This is a genomic window from Marinobacter litoralis (genome assembly GCF_003336705.1).
GTDB classification, from domain to species: Bacteria; Pseudomonadota; Gammaproteobacteria; order Pseudomonadales; family Oleiphilaceae; genus Marinobacter; species Marinobacter litoralis.
The window spans coordinates 882,694-903,369 of sequence record NZ_QMDL01000002.1; the positions used below are offsets into that span (position 1 = coordinate 882,694).

The following is a 20,676-nucleotide window of genomic DNA, read 5'->3' on the forward strand; positions in this document are numbered from 1 at the left end:
ACCGGCTACCAGGGCCCAGCGCAACACAATGGTTTTGGGGCTAACTGCAATCACAGTGAACTTTCTCTCCGGTGTCGAGATTCATCAGCGTCAGCGCACCGCCCCATACGCAACCGGTATCCAGGCCTATAAAGCGATCGCTGCCAGTATCCCCTTCGATGGCTGCCCAGTGGCCGAAAATCACTTGCACGTCATCCTGCCGGGGGTAGCTGAACCAGGGTGCGTAACCTTCCGGTGCGCTGTCGGCCGATTCTTTGGCCGTCAGTTCCAGACTGCCGTCGTCAGCAATAAAACGCATACGGGTAAAGTAGTTAGTAATCACTCGCCAACGGTCCATGCCAGAGAGGGTATCACACCAGCGCTCTGGCTTATTGCCATACATTTGGCTGAAGTATTCGTCGGCATCGCTGCCCTGAATGACTGCTTCCACTTCGCGGGCGTAGGCCACCGCCTGATCCACATTCCAGATATGAGGCAGCCCGGCATGGGTCATCATCAGGTTTCGGCCGGCATCGTGAACACACAGCTTCTGCTGGCGAAGCCAGTGCAGCAAACGATCGCAATCCGGTGCTTCAAGGATGTCGTGCAGCGTGTCTTTCTTTTTCGGGCTATGGCCACCCAAGGCCACCGCCAATAAGTGCAGGTCGTGGTTGCCCAGAACCACCTTGGTGGCATCGCCCAAACCTTCGAGATATCGCAAGGTAGCCAGCGACGAAGGCCCCCGATTGATCAAATCTCCGGCTACCCACAGCCGGTCCCGCGAGGGCGAGAAATCGACCGAGGCCAACACATCCCGCAAGCGATCGTAGCAACCCTGAATATCGCCAATGGCGTAGTCAGTCATTACTTACCTCTTCAGTGCCGCCGTTCGCAGATTTCACATCGGCCAATAGATCAGCGATTCGAACATAGTCGGCAAGACTCAAATTTTCCGGGCGCAGGCCGTCGTTGATGTCCAAAGACTGCAACTGTTCTACCGTTACCATCGCCCCCAGCGCCTTGCGCAGGGTTTTTCGGCGAGCATTGAAGGCCGTCCGCACCACCGCTTGCAGAGTTTTCAGATCTTTGGCGGGGTGCGGCAGTTCCTTGTGAGGCACCAGCCGAACAATGGCAGAATCCACCTTCGGAGCTGGCCGGAACGCACCCGGCCCAACTTCGAACAACGGCTGCACTTTGCAGAAGTACTGGGCCATGATGCCCAAACGGCCGTAATTGTTATCCCCCGGCACTGCGGCCAAACGCTGCACCACTTCTTTCTGCAGCATGAAGTGCATGTCTTGCACCACACCGGCCTGGGCCAACAGGTGGAATATCAGCGGGGTCGAGATATTGTACGGCAGGTTGCCGACAATCCTCAGCGGGCGATCCGTTGCCAGCTGACTGAAATCAAAGCTGAGCGCATCGGCTTCGTGAATTTTGAAGTCCGGGTAGTTGAAAAATTTGGTGCGCAGCACCGGAATCAAATCCCGATCCAGCTCAACCACCTGCAAGCGCGGGTTGATGGCCAGAATTTCTTCGGTAATCGCGCCCAAACCCGGACCAATCTCAACGATCACATCTTCGGGTTTCGGGTTGATCGAGCGGACAATCTTTTCGATCACGCCCGGATCGTGCAAAAAGTTCTGGCCGAAGCGTTTACGGGCCTTATGGCCATGTTGGTTACTCATGAAAGCTCTCCGGCTGTAGCCGCCTGTCGGCAGCGGGCCATGTGTTCACCCACGCGAATGGCGGTGTGCAGGCTGCCTGCATCGGCTTTGCCTGTACAGGCCAGGTCTAAAGCGGTGCCGTGGTCCACCGAGGTGCGCACAATCGGCAGCCCCAGTGTAATGTTGACCGCACGGCCAAAGCCCTGATACTTCAGCACCGGCAGGCCCTGATCGTGGTACATGGCAAGTACCGCATCGGCATCGTCCAGCCAATGGGGTGTGAATAAAGTGTCTGCCGGCAGCGGGCCGGTCAGCTGTATGTTTTCCTGCCGAAGCTGATCCAGCGTGGGCTCGATCACTTCGATTTCTTCCCGGCCCAAATGGCCGCCTTCACCAGCATGAGGGTTCAGCCCGGTTACCAGAATGCGGGGCTGCTCAATGCCGAAGAAGGTTTTCAGGTCTGCGTTCAGAATTCGCGTCACCTGCTTCAGGCGTTCCGGAGTGATCGCTGCGGATACGTCCTTCAGAGGTAAGTGAGTGGTTACCAAGGCTACTCGAAGCTCCTCGGTAGCCAGCATCATCACCACTCGCTCAACGCCGCACAATTCCTGAAGGAATTCGGTATGGCCGCTGAACGCAATACCGGCTTCGTTGATCACGCCTTTGTGGACGGGCGCAGTGACCATGCCATCAAAATTACCGTTCACGCAGCCTTGGGCCGCCAGCGTCAGCGTATCCAGCACGTACTGACTGTTGCCGGTATTCAGCTTGCCAGCTTCAGTAAAATGACAACCGTCTACGTGGCAAACCGATAGATGCCCAGCTCGGGTTTCCGGCTGCACACCGGGTTGCCAGTCGTGCAGTTGCACCGCAAGACCCAGTTGCCGGGCTCGCTGTTCCATCAGGTTTTTGCCGGCAACCACCACAATGCCTGCAGCCCGGTTTTCACCCGCCAGCTGCAAACACAGCTCCGGCCCGATACCGGCCGGCTCGCCGGCGGTCAGTGCCAGAATGACCGGTTTCGTCATGATGCGCCTTCTTCCTCGCTGTTTTCGTTCATATCGGCGTACTCGCCTTTGAACTCAACAAAGGCTTCGTCACGGATCTCCCGCAACCAGTTCTGCAGTTCGGTTTCGAACTTACGCATGTAAATGGCCTGACGCGCTTTTGATGCTCGGCTCTCGGCAGTCACATCCTGATTGCGGCGCTCTTCCACCAAGATCAGATGCCAACCGAACTGTGAACGAACCGGGCCGTACACTTCGCCGATCTCAGCGTCCATCATGCCCTTCTCGAATTCCGGCACCATCTGGCCGGGGCTGACCCAACCCAGATTACCGCCGTCAGATCCCGATACGGGGTCATCCGACTCTTTACGGGCCAGCGTTTCAAAATCAGCGCCGTTCTGCAGCTGCCGGTAGGTGTCGCGAATCTTGCGCTCGGCTTCCGCTTCGGTCACGGCCTCAGACGGGCGGATCAGAATATGACGGGCTTTATGCTGTTCAATGAAGGTTTGCGGCTCACCGCCACGCTTGTCCATCACCATCACCAAGTGGAAACCGCTGTTGTTTTCCAGCACTTCCGAAGGCGTACCTACTTCCAGATTCGGCACCACCGGCGCAACCAATGAAGGCAACTGGCTTTCTGCGCGCCAGCCCATATCACCGCCTTCAAGGGCGTTGCTGGCATCGGATTCTGCAACGGCCACTTCCCGGAAATCCCGGCCGTTCAGGATTTGCTCACGCAAACGCTCGGCCGTTTCACGAGCTTCATTGACCGACCCTTCGTTACCGGGGTCGTCCACTTGGATGAAGATGTACGCCAAGCGGTATTCCGCGCCCTGGCTACCGGAAGCCTTCTGGGCTTGCAGGTAGTTTTCGACTTCGCGGTCGGTAATACGAATGCGATTACCCACTCGGCTCTGCTGCACCCGGCTGGTCAGCATCTCATTACGAATCTGTTCCCGAGCCTGGCGATAAGTCACACCTTCCTCCGCCAGCTGCTCCTCAAACTGGGCCAACGTCAGGCCGTTGCTTGCGGCAATGTTGCTCAGGGTTTCGTTCAGTTCGTTATCGCTGATCCGCATGCCCATTTTGTCGGCCATTTGCAGCTGAACCGACTCCACAATCAACTGCTCAAGCACGCGCTCTTCCAGCATCTTGCGAGGAGGCAATCCGGTGCCTTGGGTGCTCAAACGGCCGATGATGGTGTTCAACCGGGCTTCCAACTCGGTTTGAAGAATCACACCGTCATCGACAATGGCTACCACACGATCCAATACTTTTCGTTCCGCTTGGGCTGCCACTGACAAGGCCATCATGGTCAGTGCCAACAGCAGAGTCAGTCCGTGGCGTACAGTCGCCTTCATAATCACCTCTTGGTTTTTAAATTCTCAGCCGCCCCGGCGTGCGTCAGGGTTAACAGCCTTAGTTCGTTTTAACGGTACCTAGTTCCAAAACGGCGGCGTTCGCGCTCGTCATAACCGTAGATCGCATCACCGATGCTATTAGATGCACCGCCGCTGCCGCCAAGGCCTTTCAGCTCAATACGGAACAGCAAACGGGTATCCAGTTGTTCGTCATCGGTCAGGTAGTTCTGGTGCACCACCTGGAAACTCCAGCAGCAGTTGTTATATTCAAGACCCGCCAGCGACCCAACCGTGCGGTCGAGTTCCGAGTCCCACACCCAGCGGCCAATGGCACTGAGTTTATTGGTTACCGGGAATACCGTGCCAATATCGGTTTGTTCAAGTTCATCCGGGCGGCTATAGGTGTGGCCCAGCGTGGCCAAATAACGATAATCCTCGGAATGGAAGATCAACTGACTGCGCCCTTCTTCGGTTTTCTGGGTGTCGTGATCCCAAAGCCCCGAGGTACGAATTTCCAGATTATCCAATGGGTTCAACACCAACTCGCCCGCCAACGGTGAATTTGCGCGATCAGACGCGCCTGCACCGAACAAGTTCACGTCCCGGTCATCAAAGTAGCGAATCTGGCCAATACTGATCCGGGCACGCTCGGCACCGGTGATCAGATCGTTGAACCGGCTGGTCAATGCTACCGTCAGTTGGTTCGCATCCCCTACCCGGTCGCCGCCGTTAAAACGGTTACGCTCGAATAACTGATCAAAGCGGAAGCTTTTCACATCGGTATCAAAATCCGGAATGTCGTTCTGGTCCGCGTCCGCGTCGGCCCAAGCGTAGTACAAACGGGGTTCTAATGTTTGGTTGTAAGGAATATCAAACAGGCTGGAGCGGCGGTCAAAATACAAACCGTTGTCCCATTCGAACACCGGCACAGTACGGTCAATACTGCTGTTGGCCAGCGTGTAATCCTCCAGCTCATAACGGGTGTAATCCAGACTCACTGAAGGCCGGCTAAAGCCCCACAGCGCTCGCATTGGCAACGCCACTTCCGGAATCGCCCGCAGCCGGTGGCCGTTGGCCTTATCCAATCCGGTCAGATTATCGTTATCCCGGTAGAACCAGGTGTACTGGCTTTCGATTCCGGTCTGGAACGCGCCCACATCTACCGCTCCGGCGTACAGGACTTCCGGCAACTGCGCATAGGGCTTGTTAACGTCGGCAATGCGTTCGGCCACGGTTTGGTAATCGTTCAAATAGGCATCGAAATACTGGTACCGGTCGGAATAGCTCACACCGCCACGGCGTTGCAAATGCGTGGTTTGGTCAATTTCCAGCGAGCGGTTCAAATCGCTCAGGTAATCTTCATCCGACACCACGGAGAAATCACCGTAACCCCGCCAACCACCACCGAAACTGGCGCGGGTGGAGAAATCCAGCGCCCAGCGTTCACCGTCGGCACCGGCGACTTCGTCTTTATAGGCGGGGTCATCATCGATATACCCCAACTGCAGCACCGATTCGCCATACCGGCTTAGATAACGCCCTTCCGCTTCGGTGAACAGCCCCCGGCCATGAATGTACTGGGGCGTAAGCGTGGCATCGTAATGGGGCGCCAGATTCAGATAATAAGGGAGCGCGAAGAAGGCACCGCTGCCCGCGCTTGAAGATCCAAATTGAGGGTACAGAAAACCGGTCTTGCGGCGGTCATCGATGGGGAACGTAATGTAGGGCCAATAAAACACCGGCGCATCCAGCACTTCCAGCCGCACATGCTTGGCAGTCCCAAAACCCTCGGCCTGATCCAGTTTGATGTCGGAAGCCACAATCGCCCAATCATTCTCGCCCGGGCCACAGGTGGTGAGCAGACCATCGGTGATCAACACCTGATTCTCGCCCACCCTCGACAGCGACGAGGCCTCGCCACGCAGCTCGGACTGGTGCAACAGAAAGGTGGCCGTATTGATATCCAACTGGCCGGAATCGGCCGAATAATGGGCGTTTTCACCGGTCAGCAAAAAGCCCTCGCCGCGACTGACCATCGGGCCTTGCAGGCTCAACTGGCCGGACTGGGTGTTATAGCGGGCCTCAGAACCGGAGGCCTGAAAACTGCCCTGCCGCAGGCGCACATCACCTTTCAGGTACAGCTCGGCATCCACCTTGTAGCGGGCATCCAGCGCGCTGGCCTCCAAAGGCTGATCCCCCACTGCACCGGCAGACAACACGGGGATGTCGCCACTCGCAGAAGTAGACGGCAAGTACCCACCGCCACAAAACACCGGAACCTGCGCCTGCACCTCAGGGGGCAGCTCACTTCTGGGCCGCCAGTCGATCTCCGCCGCGCTCGGGGATTGGCGGCTATGCTCTTCCGCAATAGAGGCCACTGGCGCAACAACCATTGCCAGCAAAAGCCCGGTTAAACGGGGCTTAAACCACAACTGCTGACGGTAACGGCTGGGCACGACGGCAGGCTTCCTGTTTCAGATGAATGGTGGCTGTTTTCGAGAACAGCTGCCTAGTTTACACGCGCCCCCCGAGCTTGTTAACGGAAACACCGCTGCAAATCCGTTTTACGCTCTTTATACTCCTCTGCTAACGTTGCTACACAACAGAACAACTCAGGAATTACCATAAAATCATGGATACCCGTCTTCAGCAGCTGACCGATTGGGTCAGACAATTTCCCGGTTTTGACAGCGCCAGCCCGGAGCCCGTTTCCGGCGATGCCAGCTTCCGCCGTTACTTCCGGGTATGGCGGGAAAACTCCGGGCAAGCGCGCACGCCGTTCATCGTGATGGACGCACCGCCTGAACACGAAAACTGCGAGCCCTTCGTTGCCATTGCCAAGCACTGGCACCAGCACGGCATTCACGTGCCCGACATCGCCGGCGAAGACCTCAACCAGGGCTTCCTGTTGCTCGAAGATTTCGGCGACAACCTGATGCTCGGCGCGACCACCGCTGACAATGCCGACACCTACTATCGCCAAGCGCTGGACGAACTGGTTCGCATTGCGCAGCAGTCGGCTCCCGCTGATTACCCGCTGCCAAAATACGACGACGCCATGCTGGACCGGGAAATGGCACTCTTCCCCGACTGGCTGCTGGAACAACATCTCGGTCTGAACCTCAGCAATCAGGAGCGGGCGCTGCTCGACACCACTTTCAGCCTGTTAAAAGAAAGCGCACTGACCGAACCGGAAGTGACCGTGCACCGTGACTATCACTCCCGCAACCTGCTGATCCGCGATGGCCAAAGCGCCCCCGGCGTGATCGATTTTCAGGATGCTGTCACCGGCCCGGTCACTTACGACGCTGTCTCACTGCTGAAAGACTGCTACGTCCGCTGGCCGGAAGAGCAGATTGTGGAATGGCTGGAACACTACCGCGTGGCCAGTCTGAACGCTGGCCTACATAAGGCCGATCCGGAAACCTTCCGCCAATGGTTCGAACTGATGGGCATGCAGCGGCACCTGAAAGCCGCCGGTATATTTGCCCGCCTGGCAATTCGCGATGGTAAAACCGGTTATCTGGGAGACATCCCCCGCACAGTCAGCTACATCCGCGATGCCAGCGCCCGCCAGCCAGCCTTGCGGCACTTCCATGAATGGCTCTGCTGCACCGTCATCCCGGTGATTGAAAACAAAATTGGCCCGGTGCCCTTCCCGGAGAAATGCTCATCGTGAAAGCCATGATTCTGGCCGCCGGCAAAGGCGAACGTATGCGCCCACTCACGCTGACAACCCCGAAGCCTCTGCTTCGCGCCGGCGGCAAGCCGCTGATTGTTCATCATCTGGAAAACCTGAAGCGGGCCGGCTTTCAAGACGTGGTGATCAACCACGCCTGGCTGGGCGAGCAAATCGAGCAACAACTGGGCAGCGGCGAACAATTTGGCTTAAACCTGCACTACTCTCCCGAGGGCGAACCTTTGGAAACCGCCGGTGGCATCGTGCGGGCCATGCCCCTGCTTGCTGACAATGACGACGACTGGTTTCTGGTGATCAACGGCGACATCTGGACCGACTTCCCTCTCGGCCAATTGCAGCCTCCGGCCGACCCGAACTGCGATGCCATGCTGGTGCTCACCGACAACCCCGAACACCACCCAACGGGCGACTTCCAGCTATCACCGGAAGGCCTGCTATTCTCAGACGGTGACACCAAGCTCACCTTCACTGGCATCAGTCTGCTGCGCCGCCGACTGTTCAGCGGATTCGACGACACCGCCGGCAAACTCGGCCCGGTACTTCGCGATGCCATGGCACAGCAACGAGTAAGAGGCCTGAAGCATTCGGGCCAATGGATTGATGTGGGCACCCCTGCCCGGCTGGAACAACTCGACACCTTGCTGACGGAAAACACACCGCAACCATGACCAAAGCCACAGGGCCGTCTTTGCCGGCAAGCATCGAATCGGTTTTCTCGGATCTGTTGCGCGAGCTGTCCAGTTGCGGGCATCAAGCCAACACACTGATCGAACGTGCAAGGCTGCCACGCCGCTGCCGCAAGCCCCTGTTCTTCTTTCTGGGCTACATCGCCAAAGCCGATGGCCGGGTGATGGAAGGCGATATCCGCTATGCGGAATTATTGATGAAAGCGCTGCGGCTATCGTCTCGCCAACGTAAAAAAGCCATCGAACAATACCAGCTTGGCAAAGAGGCCAGCGGTATCGCGTTCCACCGCGGGCTTTGGAACCGCATCGTGGCCAAGCTGTCACCCGGAGCCGCCATCAAAATGGCCATGTGCCTGTGCCACGGCGCACAAGTTCTCGGCAAACCCAGTAAAGAAAGGCGTTACCGCTGTGAAGACGCCATCGACAACCTCGGTTTACCCATGGCCGTCAGCGACGACATCTTTTCCAGCTACGCCAGCAAAGTGTGGATTCGCTCCGCCAGCACCGTCGAGAAGCCCAAAAACTACGAACAAGCCTGCGAGATACTGGGCGTTACCCGCCGAGACAGTTTTGAAACCATCAAACGCACCTACCGCAAGCGCCTGTCCACCTGCCATCCGGACAAACTCTCTCAACAAAAGCTGTCGCCTGCCGAGCTGGGTGCCGCCAAAGATCAACTTCTGCGCTACCAACAAGCGTGGGAGTTGATCAAACGCCATAACCGTTAACAAAACCACATCCCTCGCGCTGCGAAAACCGGCGACAAGCTGATAGACTTACAAGCTTTAACAGCTGCCGTAATTCACCTGATCGAGAGTGCGCCGATGAACCCTTTCCTGATTGCTCCGTCTATCCTCTCCGCCGATTTCGCTCGCCTGGGTGAGGAAGTCGATAACGTACTGGCCGCGGGTGCCGACGTGGTGCACTTCGACGTTATGGACAATCACTACGTGCCCAACCTCACCATCGGTCCCATGGTGTGTGAAGCACTGCGCAAGCATGGCGTTACCGCCCCCATCGACGTTCACCTGATGGTGTCTCCTGTTGATGACCTGATCCGCATGTTTATCGACGCTGGCGCCAGCTACATCACCTTTCACCCGGAAGCGTCCAGCCACATTGACCGCTCACTGCAACTGATCCGCGACGGCGGCTGTAAAGCCGGGCTGGTGTTTAACCCGGCCACACCACTGAGCTACATGGATTACGTGATGGACAAGCTCGACATGGTACTGATGATGTCGGTCAACCCGGGCTTCGGTGGCCAGAAGTTTATCCCCGGCACGCTCGACAAGCTGCGGGAAGCCCGCAAGCGCATCGACGACAGCAACTACAACATCCGTCTGGAAATCGACGGCGGCGTGAAAATCGACAACATTCGTGAAATTGCAGAAGCCGGTGCCGACACCTTCGTGGCCGGTTCTGCCATCTTCAACACCCCGGATTACAAGGCCACCATCGACGCCATGCGCGAAGAATTGGAACAGGCCCGCAAGGTGATCGTCTAATGAGCCTGAAAGGCTTGTTTAACCCGCGCTGGCCTGCGGCTGCCCTGTTTGATCTGGATGGCACACTGGTAGACAGCGCTCCAGACTTGGCAGCCGCCGTTGATGACATGCTCACCAAACTGGGCCGAAGCCCGGCCGGGCTTGCCAACGTACGCAACTGGGTGGGCAATGGCGCCAGCATTCTGGTGCGCCGGGCACTGGCTGGTAAAACCGACTGGGAGCCTGCTTTGCCGAAAGACGATGCCCTGCACCCGGATGCGTTGAGCATTTTCTACCAGAGCTACGCCGAACTGAACGGCCGCCACGCGGTGGTGTTCGAAGGTGTGTTCGAATGTTTGGACCACCTGAAAGCCAACGGCTGCCGCATGGCCGTGGTCACCAACAAACCCGACCAGTTTGTTGCGCCCTTGCTGGAACAAACCGGACTGGCGCCCTATTTCGAACTGTTTGTGGGCGGTGATACCTTAGACGTGAAAAAACCGGACCCCGCTCCGCTGCTGCACGCTATGGAAAAACTGGGCAGCACCATCGGCACCACCGTGATGGTGGGAGACTCCGCCGCAGACGTGAACGCGGCCCAGAAAGCAGGCATGCCCTGCGTGGCCGTGCGCTATGGTTACAACTTCGGCGCCTCCATCGACAGCCTCGGCGCCGATGCGGTGGTGGATTCGCTGACCGAGCTTTTATAAACACGCAGACCCGAATTCAGGAAACGACAAGATGACACCTGAGCACTTCTCCAGACTGGCCCAAGACGGCTACAACCGGATTCCGGTGTACCGCGAAGTCCTGGCTGATCTGGACACACCTCTGAGCACCTACCTGAAACTGGCCAGTGGCCCGTATTCCTATCTGTTCGAATCCGTTCAGGGTGGTGAAAAGTGGGGCCGTTACTCCATCATCGGCCTACCCTCGCGAGAAGTGCTGAAAGTCTACGATCACCGCATTGAAGTGAGCCAGAACGGCAAGGTGGTGGAACAGGCCGAAGTGGAAGATCCTCTCGTCTTTGTGGACGAATACCAGAAGCGCTTCAACGCACCAGACCTGCCCGAGCTGCCCCGCTTTAACGGCGGACTGGTGGGCTACTTCGGTTACGACACCGTGCGCTACATCGAAAAGCGCCTGCGCAAGAGCTGCCCGCCGGATAAAATCGGCACCCCGGACATCCTGCTGATGGTGTCGAACGAAATCGTGGTATTCGACAACCTGCGCGGCAAGCTGCACTTGATCGTACACGTTGACCCGGCCATTGAGGGTGCCTACGAACAAGCCCAGGCCCGCATCGACGAACTGGAAAACCAGCTGCACCGCACCACCGCTGATGCACCCCGCACACCGGAGCACCTGCGCGGCAAAGAAGTGGACGAAAGCGACTTTGTCTCTGGCTTCTCGCAAGACAAATTCGAAGCCGCTGTGGATAAAATCAAAGGCTACGTGCTGGATGGTGACGTGATGCAAACCGTCATCTCCCAGCGCATGTCGATCCCGTTTGAAGCGCCCCCGCTGAACCTGTACCGCTCGCTGCGGGTACTCAACCCGTCGCCGTACATGTATTTCCTCGATCTGGACGACTTCCACATTGTGGGATCGTCGCCGGAAATCCTGGCCCGGGTAGAAGACGAAGAAGTGACCGTGCGCCCCATCGCCGGCACCCGCAAACGTGGCGCTACCGATGCTGAAGACAACGCACTGGAAAAAGAACTGTTGGCCGACCCGAAAGAAATCGCCGAGCACCTGATGCTGATCGACCTGGGCCGCAACGACGCTGGCCGGGTATCCGAAACCGGCACCGTGCGCCTGACCGACAAGATGATTGTGGAACGCTATTCCCACGTGATGCACATCGTCTCTAACGTCACCGGCCGATTGGACAAAGACACCAGCTGCCTGGACGTTCTGCGCGCCACCCTGCCCGCAGGCACCCTGAGCGGTGCCCCGAAGATTCGGGCCATGGAAATCATTGATGAACTGGAACCGGTGAAGCGCGGCGTGTACGGCGGGGCTGTGGGCTACCTGTCGTTCAACGGCAATATGGACACGGCCATCGCAATCCGCACCGCCGTAATCAAAGACAACACCCTGCACATTCAGGCAGGCGCCGGCGTGGTCGCCGACTCAGTACCCCGCCTGGAATGGAAAGAAACCATGAACAAGGGCCGGGCCATCTTCAAGGCCGTCGCCATGACTTACAACGACTACGACCACTAAAGCCCGGAACGAATTACCTGCCGATCAGTTCGCTGACGGCAGGTTTCCCCCCAACATATTCTCAACCACGGCGGCGTTGTAGAACGCTTCCACGGTTTGAATCTTATCGTCCCGAACCTTGAACCACACCGCCAGACGCACATCGCCAATCTGCTCGAAGTAGGTCTTGTAATCCAGAATCGCGAACACATGCTCGCCATCGGCACTGAGCTGGCGCAGCACCAAGTCTTTCTGAATGGCCACCATGCCGAACTGGTACGACACCATGTCGTCACGATTCAGGAAACGCATGTTCGGGCCGACGTATTCAAAGCCCTCTTCAGCCAGCAGCGTCTTTGCCTGATCCAAACGCTGACCGTGAACGTCAGCGATAAATTGCGCCACAATGTCTTTCGGCTGCATGACTAAAAACTCCGATTATTATTAGCGTGAAACAGGTGCACTACAAACGCTTCGGATTCGCTCCGCCGGCACCCAAAGCTGCTCAATCAAATACACCTTGAACGACTCATCAAATGGCTGGTCCGCCACGGCTTTCTTCATGCAAAGCATCCAGGCATCACGGTCTTCTTCGCCCACGGGCAAATGCCTGTGAACCATAGGAATGTTGATGCTACCGAAATGCTCTGCATAAAGCCTTGGCCCGCCTAACCAGCCCGATAAAAAGTAAGCCAACTTGGTGCGGGATTCGGTTAAATCCGGCCGGTGCATCGCCAGAATTTTCCGGGCTTCCGGCAGCGTTTCCATGTAATCGTAAAACGCGTTCACCAACCGGGTAATGCCATCCAGCTCCCCGGCGGCGCGGTATGAAGTGTCACCCTGACCGTATTGCAGTGCTTCAGAATTCAAACAACTCACCTCAAGTCTTGCGTGACACCCCAACCTTTCGAGTATCAGTTACTTCACTGAGCCCCGGAACGTTTTGGCATCAAATAGAAAAGAACAAAAGCGACTAAAAACAAGGCTGGAATATCGCCCAATAGGTTCGCGTACTCGGCCTCATCCATAAGCGCCTGCACGAGCATAATGCCAGCGTGAACAACACTGGACCAGATAGTAAACCAGATAAGACTGGCATGTTCCATGGGTGCTTTAGCCGCACGAATCAAAAACACACCGAGCGTGATGTACATCCCCATGATCATTTGTTCGTATTCAGGCTGCGCCGGCTCCCAGCTCCAACCGGAAGGCCAGATAACCATCATCATGGCTGGCACACCCACTATGAAAATCGCCCCAAAGACATACAGGGCGACACTGAGGTACTTGGTTCTTTGAGCATCTTGCATGGCCGTTCTCCAGCATTTGTTAGTCAATAACAATGCCAAGCAATGCCTTCCGAATACGTGCCTTGTTGTTGCTCACACTCCGTACAGAGCGGCAGGAAGTGCACCATTCCCTATGCCGATACAGCCGCTGGCTCTATACAGACCAGTCACGAAAACAGCTTAGAAAACGAACATCATTAGGTTTAGGGTAGTTCGTTACCCCGTGGGGCACCACTTTTGGGTTAGCGCCTAGGGCACCCCAGAATTTGGTGAGCTACCATACTCGGACGGCGAGCTTTCGCCGACAGAAACTACCGCCACTTGTGTGAGACCATGACAACCAGCTATCTCGAACAAACCACGTTTGCGTTTCTGGATATTGAAACGACCGGCGGGAATTCCTCCCACGACCGTATCACTGAAATCGGGATCCGCTTCTGGCGCGCCGGAGAGGTGGTGGACGAATGGCAAACGCTGCTGAACCCGGGCATGCGTATCTCGCCTTTTATCGAACAACTGACCGGCATCTCCAACGCCATGGTCGCCGAGGCACCGCCGTTTGAAGCCATAGCCGATACGCTCGAAGAGAAGTTAAGAGACACCGTGTTTGTTGCCCACAACGCGCGCTTCGATTACGGATTCATCAAATCGGAATACCGCCGGCTCGGGCGGCTGTTTTCGGCACGGGTACTTTGCACCGTGAAGCTTTCCCGCCGCCTGTATCCGGAATTTCGCAGGCACAACATGGACACGCTGATCGAACGCCACGGCTTGGCTCAGGTACAACGGCACCGGGCCATGGGTGATGTGTCTGCCATGATGGAGTTTTTTACTCACGCACGGGCGGAAAAAGGCGATGATCAAATGGAAGCGGCCATTGGCACCCTACTGCAACGGCCGAGCATTCCCTCACACCTGCCGCCAGACACCCTGAGTGATTTGCCACGGGGACCGGGCGTCTATCGGTTTTACGGCGAAAACGACGTGCTTTTGTATGTGGGCAAGAGCACCAACATTTCCCAGCGCGTGGCCTCGCATTTCTCCGGCGATCACAACACCAGCAAAGGCGTACGCATTTCTGAAAGCCTGCGGAGAATCGACTACACCGAAACCGCCGGCGAACTCGGTGCCCTGTTGCTGGAGCTTCGTCAGATCAAAACGCTGAACCCGCTTTTCAATCGCCGATCCCGCGCAGCGAAAAACCTGGTGAGTATCGAGCTGACACCGAACGAGTCCGGTTATCTGCAGGCACGGTTGGTTCGGGAGATAGAACCACACCGGCTTGCCAGTTATTTCGGACTGTTTCGCAGCAAGCGCGATGCCGAGCGTGCTTTGACCGGCATTGCCGCCAAAAATGAACTGTGCAACCAACTGTTAGGACTTGAACCGGAACGGGATGGCCCTTGCTTTCAGCGCGCGCTGGGGCGCTGCAAAGGCGCCTGCGAAGGGATTGAAGACGTGACTCGGTACAATCTGAGGGTGCAGATCGCCTTTCACCAATTACGCTTGCAAACCTGGCCGTGGAAAGGCCCGGTCGCGATTGTGGAGCATCGAAGTGATGGGGCGCAGCCTGATATTCTGGTGATCTACAACTGGATTCACGTGACCACGGTGCACGACGAACAAGAGCTCTATGACCTGTCGCTGTCTGGCCAGTCGGTCACCTTTGACTTGGACTCTTACAAGTTACTGGTCAAAGCGCTGATGGGCAGTGGGCCTAAAAACCATTCCCTGATCGAACTGCCGGCCGTGGGTACGCCCGATGTGCTGATGACAACCACTCGCGGTTAGTGTTTAGTAAGCACTACCACCTACAAAAAAGCTGATCGCGACCAAATTTCATGCAATACTCAGCCTTCATACCAATAACGGCAGTAGGATGACCTCTTTAAAGCGAACCATTTGCATACTGACTCTACTACTGACATTTGGCGGCTGCAGCAGCAACAAGAGCATTCAGTTCGAAGGTGAAGAGCTCGAAACCTCCGCTTACGACGGCACCCTGGCCCGCGTTTCGATTTACGGCATTAATGATGGTTACGACTCTGCAGACGGCGACGTTCTGGCGGAGCTACAGGCTGTCGCCAAAGAGAGGCTACAGGGAAACCGCAGCCTTTTCAGCGGCTCCCGTGACAAGCTGTACATTTTAAAAATTAAGGCCTCCCCTTCCGAAAGCGGTGTGGAGTGTATCAATACAAAATTCAGCCACACCACAGAAGGCACACTCGACACCCATTTCACGTTGGCGACGCTGGAACGGACTCCCCAAACGTTGTTCGATGTGGAGATCGAGACAAACGGCCGCCACGAAGTTTCGACGTTCTCGGATGCCAAACACTTGATAAACTGTGGAACGGTAACCGCCATCGCGACCGATGCGATCTCCCGAAGCATCCGTATATTTGATCTCTTGATCAAAGAGGCCAACGGCCTGGATGTCACACGTGAACTGGAAACGGTGAAAAACGACGAAGATATAAACGGCAGCACCATTGTTATGAAAGCCGTCGGCAAAACGCTTTATGGTGTCTTAGCGCCCGTTGCTATCGTTATCAACAGCGCCGCAGAAGCGGATTGGAGCAGTGCGATTTCATCAGCAGCCAAAGCCGCGGATAACATGCCCACAGCCAGTTATGACCCGCTCACAGCACCTAATACAACACCGGCTTATACTGTTCACAGCTCTGTAACTCATCGGCCGCAAACAACACAAACCACGCCACCCCAAAACCAGCCTTCTGGCAGCTCCACTCAAAGCCGCCCGAAAACTCCGGCCGCAGCCAAGACACCGTCAACCAGAGCGCCCCGCAAAACAGCCACGGCAGAAATCCAGGCCCGCGGAACAACGGATATGCACTTCCCTTATGACCAAGCGCTGAACCTCGCGGCCACCAATGCCGACACCCAGGCCCGGCAATCATGCCGAGAAAACTACCGGGGCATGATCAGCACGCTGGGCGACCCGAACATGGAAAAGAAAGAATGCGTAGAAAACCGCAATCAGGAATATCGCTGCGTGGTTCAGATCGTTCATACCTGCGAATACAAACAATAGAGGGGCAATCGTTATGAAGTACCTGCTACTGCTGGCTCTAACGCAGTCTTTGCTAGGCTGCGCCATCGCGTTCCCGCCCAGTGACAAAGGCTTCAACCAACAAGCCGTAACCGGCAAAGAAAGCGTTTACATCGCCAGCGCAGCCAACAGCAACCCCGCTTGTCATGACAGCAGGCTCATCGAAGAACTGAAAGATCGCTTTGAGGCATTGAACTACGTTGAAGCCGAATCCGAATATAAAGCGGATCTCGCACTTTTTCTCGATTCAGAGTGCGGCGTGGACCAAACTGGCGCAGATATGGCCACGATGATCTTCCCCCTTGCCTCTTTCTTCATTCTACCCATTACCACAACAACGGAATACGAGGTTCGTGTCGAGACCTTCGAACACGGCGCGCCGGCAAAGGACTATTTTTTCGATGGCAGCAGCAAAGTGCTGACGCATCCGTTTTACTTCGGGAAACTCGCGGACAAGCATAAAGAATACGTGGAGCAGTCCACGCCGGCGATGAGCAGCAGAATCATCAATGCGCTTGAGGAAGATTACTTTTTGTAGGATTTCAGAGCTCGGCAGGTAGCATCAAAGTCAGCGCTTAAAACTCTGAGGCCAGCATCGAGTAAATTGCCTGATCGAGATAACGCCCGTTCACATACTCCCGCTCCCGAAACACGCCTTCAAGCTTGAACCCCAAACGCTCTGGAATGACTCGGCTTTTGGTATTGCCGGTGGCACAGGCAATCTCGATTCGGTTTAAGCCGTATTCCCGAAAACCCTGCTCGACCAGTGCTCTCACCGCCAGCGCCATGATGCCCTTGCCTGAATAAGATTGGCCCAGCCAATACCCTAGGCTACCGGTGCGATTTGCCAAGTCGAAAGGATGAAAGCCGCACACCCCGCATAAAACCGAGCCCGAGAAAATGGCGTACTGCGGGCCTTGGCCGGATTGGTATTGGTTAATTGCCGATTCGAGGAAGGATTCGGAATCTGCCGGGGACTGAGTTGCATCGACCCAGGGCAACCATTCGCGCAGGTGTTCGCGATTGCTGTCTACGAGGGCGAATAGCTCGTTTTTATGGTTTAGGTTGAGCAATTTCAGCTCAATGGATTCGGCTAAGAGCAATTCGTTCTCCTATTACGCATTAAACGAGCCCATAGATGCGTGCAAAGGGATCCCGGCTGGCATCGTTTTGCCATTCGTATTCGGCCAGCGTAGCAATACTGTTCGCCATGTCAGGCCCCAGCATTTTCTGAATCAGAGCCAAGGTCATATCGATTCCAGCCGATACGCCGGAAGACGTAAAAAACCGCCCATCTTCAACCCAGCGCGCTTCTTTTACCCAGTGAACCCGCTCGCTTTGAGAGGCGGCCCAATCAAACGCCTTTTTGTTGGTTGTGGCACTCACGCCATCCAGTATTCCGGCCTTTGCCAGCAAGGCACTACCGGTACATACTGAGGTAACGTATTCACAGGTTTTGGATTGACCGACAACCCATTGCAGGAATACGTCGTTCAAAACCTCCGCCCGTGTTCCTATACCACCCGGCACCAAAAGAATATCGAAGCTCGGTGCATCGCAAAATGCCACATCAGCCACCGACCTCGGCCCCTGGGCGCTGGCCACTTCACCGCCTTTTTCCGACACCAGTTGGATCTCGAAATGGTCCGGTGCCAAGCCATACATCTCTAGCGGGCCAAAGACATCGAGCAGCTCAAATCCGGGGAAGAGAACAACGCCTATTGATCGTTTGTTTTTCATGGAGCCTACCTATCCTTTCAAAAGACTAAAACCCCCACCAATTCCATATCTTGCCGATACCGCGCCAGATGCCCCCGAGAATGGCTGGAAACAGTTTCGGGAGCAGCAAGGCCAACACGGCAAAAACGATAATACAGGTGACGAGGTAACGACTACTGAGAAAACCATCCCAATACACGGCCAGCTCCAGGTTTACCCAGAACCAAACGAATGCTGCCGTTGGGATAGAGAAGAACAGCGATGCGAAGAGGCTGATCAGCCTTGATTCAATCGGCCCGCCTTGGTTGCGATTATTTGCCATGATCAACTACTTAATTATATAACGCTCGCCATCACTAGTGGCAAGGGCATATCGAAGCGAAGGTTTTGACGTCCGTCGCATGGTTTGGTTATGTGCCTCTATAATTCACTGTCCATCCGCACGTCGCTTATCGGCTTTGATGCCTCCAAACACAATTGAGCGAAGGACCAATCTGAGAACCATCCACCACGCGTAAATGGCAGACAGAGAGGAAGATGCATTGTCGTCTAGTAGCCCGTGCGCTGTTTCATTACGTAGGTTAAAGCCGAGAACTTCAGTGAAAACACTTCTTATTTCAAAGGACAGATCTTCACCAAATAGCTGAACAGCTTCCGGAGAATCCATCAACGTACTAAGTCCATTCTCAGTTTCTATTCCATCGTTAGAAATCGTACTTGTATGGAAACCGGATTCCTTAAGCTGCGCCCTAACAATGTGCTCAAATTGAGGGCAAAGTAAGTGGATCGCATCACCAAATTCGTACTCGAAACCTAGCCATAACGCTCCTCCTAAGAGTTGCTCTCGATCTTTTGGGACAATAGGGGATTGATAGCACGCAGCTATGAACAAGTCCTTTGTAAACCTGTGCTCCATAAGCAACTGTCTCAATGCAGGTAGTATTTGACCCTGCACCACGAGCTGCACTTCAATAGAAAATTGCTGATGAACATGCCTTTTCAAAACTGCTTGATTGGCTGGATCATCCTCACCAGCTGTCAAGTTCATAGGAGGGGTTTTAGCAACAACGCGACCGTCACTACTCATATGGCTGGCCCCTGACAGACTGCTAAATATGCATTCCTGCATACTTTTTTTTGCGTTAGAAGCCAATTCTTGATATTTCGGACCACTGAACAAACCACTAAAGTACATCAAAGCATCTTCCCGACTGCCTTTCCCGGCAACATGCGCCATTGATGACTTTGCAATCTCAGATATATCAACCCCAGGCGTTTCGATAAATTCCATTTCGTCTAATGTCGCACGCCCTGATTCTTTAACTTTATTTCGTATTACTGAAATTCTGCTATCGACATCGTAACCCTCTCTGTGCTTATTGGGGATTCGACGGTATGCCTGTATTGCGTTCTCATAAAAAGAATTGGCAACCATGTTGCTACCCTGCGATCTCGAATCAGCTTCCAGTTCGAAACAGTCGGCTATCGCTATCATTGCTTTCAGCCAGCTTTGCTCCGCAGAGCACTGCTGATATTTTTTTCCTGCCAACTCAAAATACGATCTCGAAGAGTGAAAGTCGCCTTCACGCTTCAAATCGATCGCTCTTTTATTTAGCGATGAAGCTATATCTTCTTTAAAATCTCTATCAATTTTTAGCTGGTCCATTAAATCCGCGACCCACAACGTCATGAACTTACTTCTTGGATGTTCAGAGCAGAACGCAGAAAACAAACTATTTTTTATATTATCTAGCCGATCATAATCTCGGATTTGCATGGATAAACGAGCAGCTCGCTCCCATCCATTTCTAACATCGCGGTGCCAAGTTTCCGAATCAATCGGATTATCAATATACGAATCTATTGCAATTTTTGCATGCTCGGGATTCTTCGGTTTTCTTAGCAGCCAAAGTAGATCTGCCAACCTTGCTCTTAACCATGGCTCATCAATATCACTTAGAATAGATTCGAAGAAAATTAGTTCTTCCTCGGTAAAGTCTTCTGGCCGAGAAGACCGTTTTCCTGCCTGAAAGTCTTGGTTATATGCGGTGAAAGGATCATTGAGACTACTGGGTCTCATCATCATTGAAGCTGCTTTCGAGAGCAGCTCTAGGACCTTGGCGTGCTCAGGCCTCCCCGTTTCATCCATTGCCTTTGCAGATTTTTGCAGACAACCCATAACTGAAGAGTATCCATAGTGGTTATCCGGGGATACGTCATAACTCCAGCCGCATTCTATAAAGATCTCCCGATTTAACTTTACTGCAGTCTCCATACATTCCTTTCCTTTTAGAACGCAAAGCCTAGTCTCGTAGAGACTCATAACACGAAAGAACGATGACAACGAAGGAGCCACGTACAGGGCGTCAGTTGGCCGCCGACGGCGAGTTGCTGCGCCTCTTTAGCCCGGATTTCTCATGAGGGGATAAAAGAAAGCGGCTGAAAGTGCTATAGTTTCAGGACCTTACACCGTTCACTAAGCACCAACAGCCGCTATCCG

General features: G+C 54.9%; 21 protein-coding genes. 9 read left to right on the plus strand and 12 right to left on the minus strand.

The window, feature by feature from the left end:
* Positions 1-40: 40 nt before the first annotated feature.
* The 5 genes from DOQ08_RS09665 to DOQ08_RS09685 all read right to left on the minus strand — a co-directional run bounded on the left by DOQ08_RS09665 (position 41) and on the right by DOQ08_RS09685 (position 6,407).
* Positions 41-844, minus strand: a complete 804-nt coding sequence (locus DOQ08_RS09665; protein WP_114334676.1) for a symmetrical bis(5'-nucleosyl)-tetraphosphatase — start codon at positions 842-844, stop codon at positions 41-43.
* A complete protein-coding gene (rsmA, locus tag DOQ08_RS09670; protein WP_114334677.1) occupies positions 837-1,667 on the minus strand; it encodes a 16S rRNA (adenine(1518)-N(6)/adenine(1519)-N(6))-dimethyltransferase RsmA in 831 nt (276 codons plus the stop codon). Before rsmA ends, DOQ08_RS09665 begins: the two co-directional genes overlap by 8 nt.
* Positions 1,664-2,674 (minus strand): 4-hydroxythreonine-4-phosphate dehydrogenase PdxA, encoded by a 1,011-nt coding sequence (gene pdxA, locus DOQ08_RS09675; protein ID WP_114334678.1) that lies wholly within the window; start codon positions 2,672-2,674, stop codon positions 1,664-1,666. Before pdxA ends, rsmA begins: the two co-directional genes overlap by 4 nt.
* Positions 2,671-4,014 carry a peptidylprolyl isomerase gene (locus DOQ08_RS09680; protein ID WP_114334679.1) on the minus strand — a complete coding sequence of 448 codons (1,344 nt, stop codon included), beginning with the start codon at positions 4,012-4,014 and terminating at the stop codon, positions 2,671-2,673. Before DOQ08_RS09680 ends, pdxA begins: the two co-directional genes overlap by 4 nt.
* A gap of 68 nt (positions 4,015-4,082) precedes the next feature.
* Positions 4,083-6,407, minus strand: a complete 2,325-nt coding sequence (locus DOQ08_RS09685; protein WP_114334754.1) for an LPS-assembly protein LptD — start codon at positions 6,405-6,407, stop codon at positions 4,083-4,085.
* A gap of 239 nt (positions 6,408-6,646) precedes the next feature.
* Here DOQ08_RS09685 and DOQ08_RS09690 point away from each other — a divergent pair, with 239 nt between their 5' ends.
* The 6 genes from DOQ08_RS09690 to trpE all read left to right on the plus strand — a co-directional run bounded on the left by DOQ08_RS09690 (position 6,647) and on the right by trpE (position 12,116).
* Positions 6,647-7,693 carry an aminoglycoside phosphotransferase family protein gene (locus tag DOQ08_RS09690; RefSeq protein ID WP_114334680.1) on the plus strand — a complete coding sequence of 349 codons (1,047 nt, stop codon included), beginning with the start codon at positions 6,647-6,649 and terminating at the stop codon, positions 7,691-7,693.
* A complete protein-coding gene (gene murU / locus DOQ08_RS09695; RefSeq protein WP_114334755.1) occupies positions 7,690-8,382 on the plus strand; it encodes an N-acetylmuramate alpha-1-phosphate uridylyltransferase MurU in 693 nt (230 codons plus the stop codon). Before DOQ08_RS09690 ends, murU begins: the two co-directional genes overlap by 4 nt.
* Positions 8,379-9,128, plus strand: a complete 750-nt coding sequence (locus DOQ08_RS09700; RefSeq protein WP_114334681.1) for a co-chaperone DjlA — start codon at positions 8,379-8,381, stop codon at positions 9,126-9,128. Before murU ends, DOQ08_RS09700 begins: the two co-directional genes overlap by 4 nt.
* Before the next feature lie 96 nt (positions 9,129-9,224).
* Entirely contained in the window at positions 9,225-9,908 is a 684-nt protein-coding gene (gene rpe, locus DOQ08_RS09705) for a ribulose-phosphate 3-epimerase (RefSeq protein ID WP_114334682.1), read from the plus strand.
* The gene (locus DOQ08_RS09710; protein ID WP_114334683.1) at positions 9,908-10,597 is read left to right on the plus strand and encodes a phosphoglycolate phosphatase; all 690 of its coding nucleotides are present in this window, start codon (positions 9,908-9,910) and stop codon (positions 10,595-10,597) included. Before rpe ends, DOQ08_RS09710 begins: the two co-directional genes overlap by 1 nt.
* A 31-nt stretch (positions 10,598-10,628) precedes the next feature.
* Positions 10,629-12,116, plus strand: a complete 1,488-nt coding sequence (gene trpE / locus DOQ08_RS09715) for an anthranilate synthase component I (RefSeq protein WP_114334684.1) — start codon at positions 10,629-10,631, stop codon at positions 12,114-12,116.
* Between the two features lie 24 nt (positions 12,117-12,140).
* Here the strand turns inward: trpE and DOQ08_RS09720 are convergent, their stop codons facing one another.
* From DOQ08_RS09720 to DOQ08_RS09730, 3 genes are read right to left on the minus strand one after another with little or no spacing between them, the layout of a single operon-like run.
* Positions 12,141-12,518, minus strand: a complete 378-nt coding sequence (locus DOQ08_RS09720; protein WP_114334685.1) for a nuclear transport factor 2-like protein — start codon at positions 12,516-12,518, stop codon at positions 12,141-12,143.
* Between the two features lie 21 nt (positions 12,519-12,539).
* A complete protein-coding gene (locus DOQ08_RS09725) occupies positions 12,540-12,965 on the minus strand; it encodes a group II truncated hemoglobin (protein ID WP_114334686.1) in 426 nt (141 codons plus the stop codon).
* Positions 12,966-13,018: 53 nt separating this feature from the next.
* A complete protein-coding gene (locus tag DOQ08_RS09730) occupies positions 13,019-13,405 on the minus strand; it encodes a DUF6632 domain-containing protein (RefSeq protein ID WP_114334687.1) in 387 nt (128 codons plus the stop codon).
* 312 nt (positions 13,406-13,717) lie between these two features.
* On the opposite strand from DOQ08_RS09730, the gene DOQ08_RS09735 reads away from it, so the two are divergent.
* The 3 genes from DOQ08_RS09735 to DOQ08_RS09745 all read left to right on the plus strand — a co-directional run bounded on the left by DOQ08_RS09735 (position 13,718) and on the right by DOQ08_RS09745 (position 16,995).
* Positions 13,718-15,175: an exonuclease domain-containing protein gene (locus tag DOQ08_RS09735; RefSeq protein WP_114334688.1), complete on the plus strand. Its 1,458-nt coding sequence runs from the start codon at positions 13,718-13,720 to the stop codon at positions 15,173-15,175.
* Between the two features lie 88 nt (positions 15,176-15,263).
* Positions 15,264-16,439: a hypothetical protein gene (locus DOQ08_RS09740; protein WP_114334689.1), complete on the plus strand. Its 1,176-nt coding sequence runs from the start codon at positions 15,264-15,266 to the stop codon at positions 16,437-16,439.
* A 13-nt stretch (positions 16,440-16,452) separates the two neighbouring features.
* Positions 16,453-16,995: a hypothetical protein gene (locus DOQ08_RS09745; RefSeq protein ID WP_114334690.1), complete on the plus strand. Its 543-nt coding sequence runs from the start codon at positions 16,453-16,455 to the stop codon at positions 16,993-16,995.
* A 37-nt stretch (positions 16,996-17,032) separates the two neighbouring features.
* Here DOQ08_RS09745 and DOQ08_RS09750 read toward each other — a convergent pair whose 3' ends face one another.
* The 4 genes from DOQ08_RS09750 to DOQ08_RS09765 all read right to left on the minus strand — a co-directional run bounded on the left by DOQ08_RS09750 (position 17,033) and on the right by DOQ08_RS09765 (position 20,451).
* Positions 17,033-17,560: a GNAT family N-acetyltransferase gene (locus tag DOQ08_RS09750; protein WP_114334691.1), complete on the minus strand. Its 528-nt coding sequence runs from the start codon at positions 17,558-17,560 to the stop codon at positions 17,033-17,035.
* Between the two features lie 19 nt (positions 17,561-17,579).
* A complete protein-coding gene (locus DOQ08_RS09755) occupies positions 17,580-18,197 on the minus strand; it encodes a DJ-1/PfpI family protein (protein ID WP_114334692.1) in 618 nt (205 codons plus the stop codon).
* A 25-nt stretch (positions 18,198-18,222) separates the two neighbouring features.
* Positions 18,223-18,498, minus strand: a complete 276-nt coding sequence (locus DOQ08_RS09760) for a hypothetical protein (protein ID WP_114334693.1) — start codon at positions 18,496-18,498, stop codon at positions 18,223-18,225.
* Positions 18,499-18,603: 105 nt separating this feature from the next.
* The gene (locus tag DOQ08_RS09765; protein WP_114334694.1) at positions 18,604-20,451 is read right to left on the minus strand and encodes a DUF4209 domain-containing protein; all 1,848 of its coding nucleotides are present in this window, start codon (positions 20,449-20,451) and stop codon (positions 18,604-18,606) included.
* Positions 20,452-20,676 lie beyond the last annotated feature (225 nt).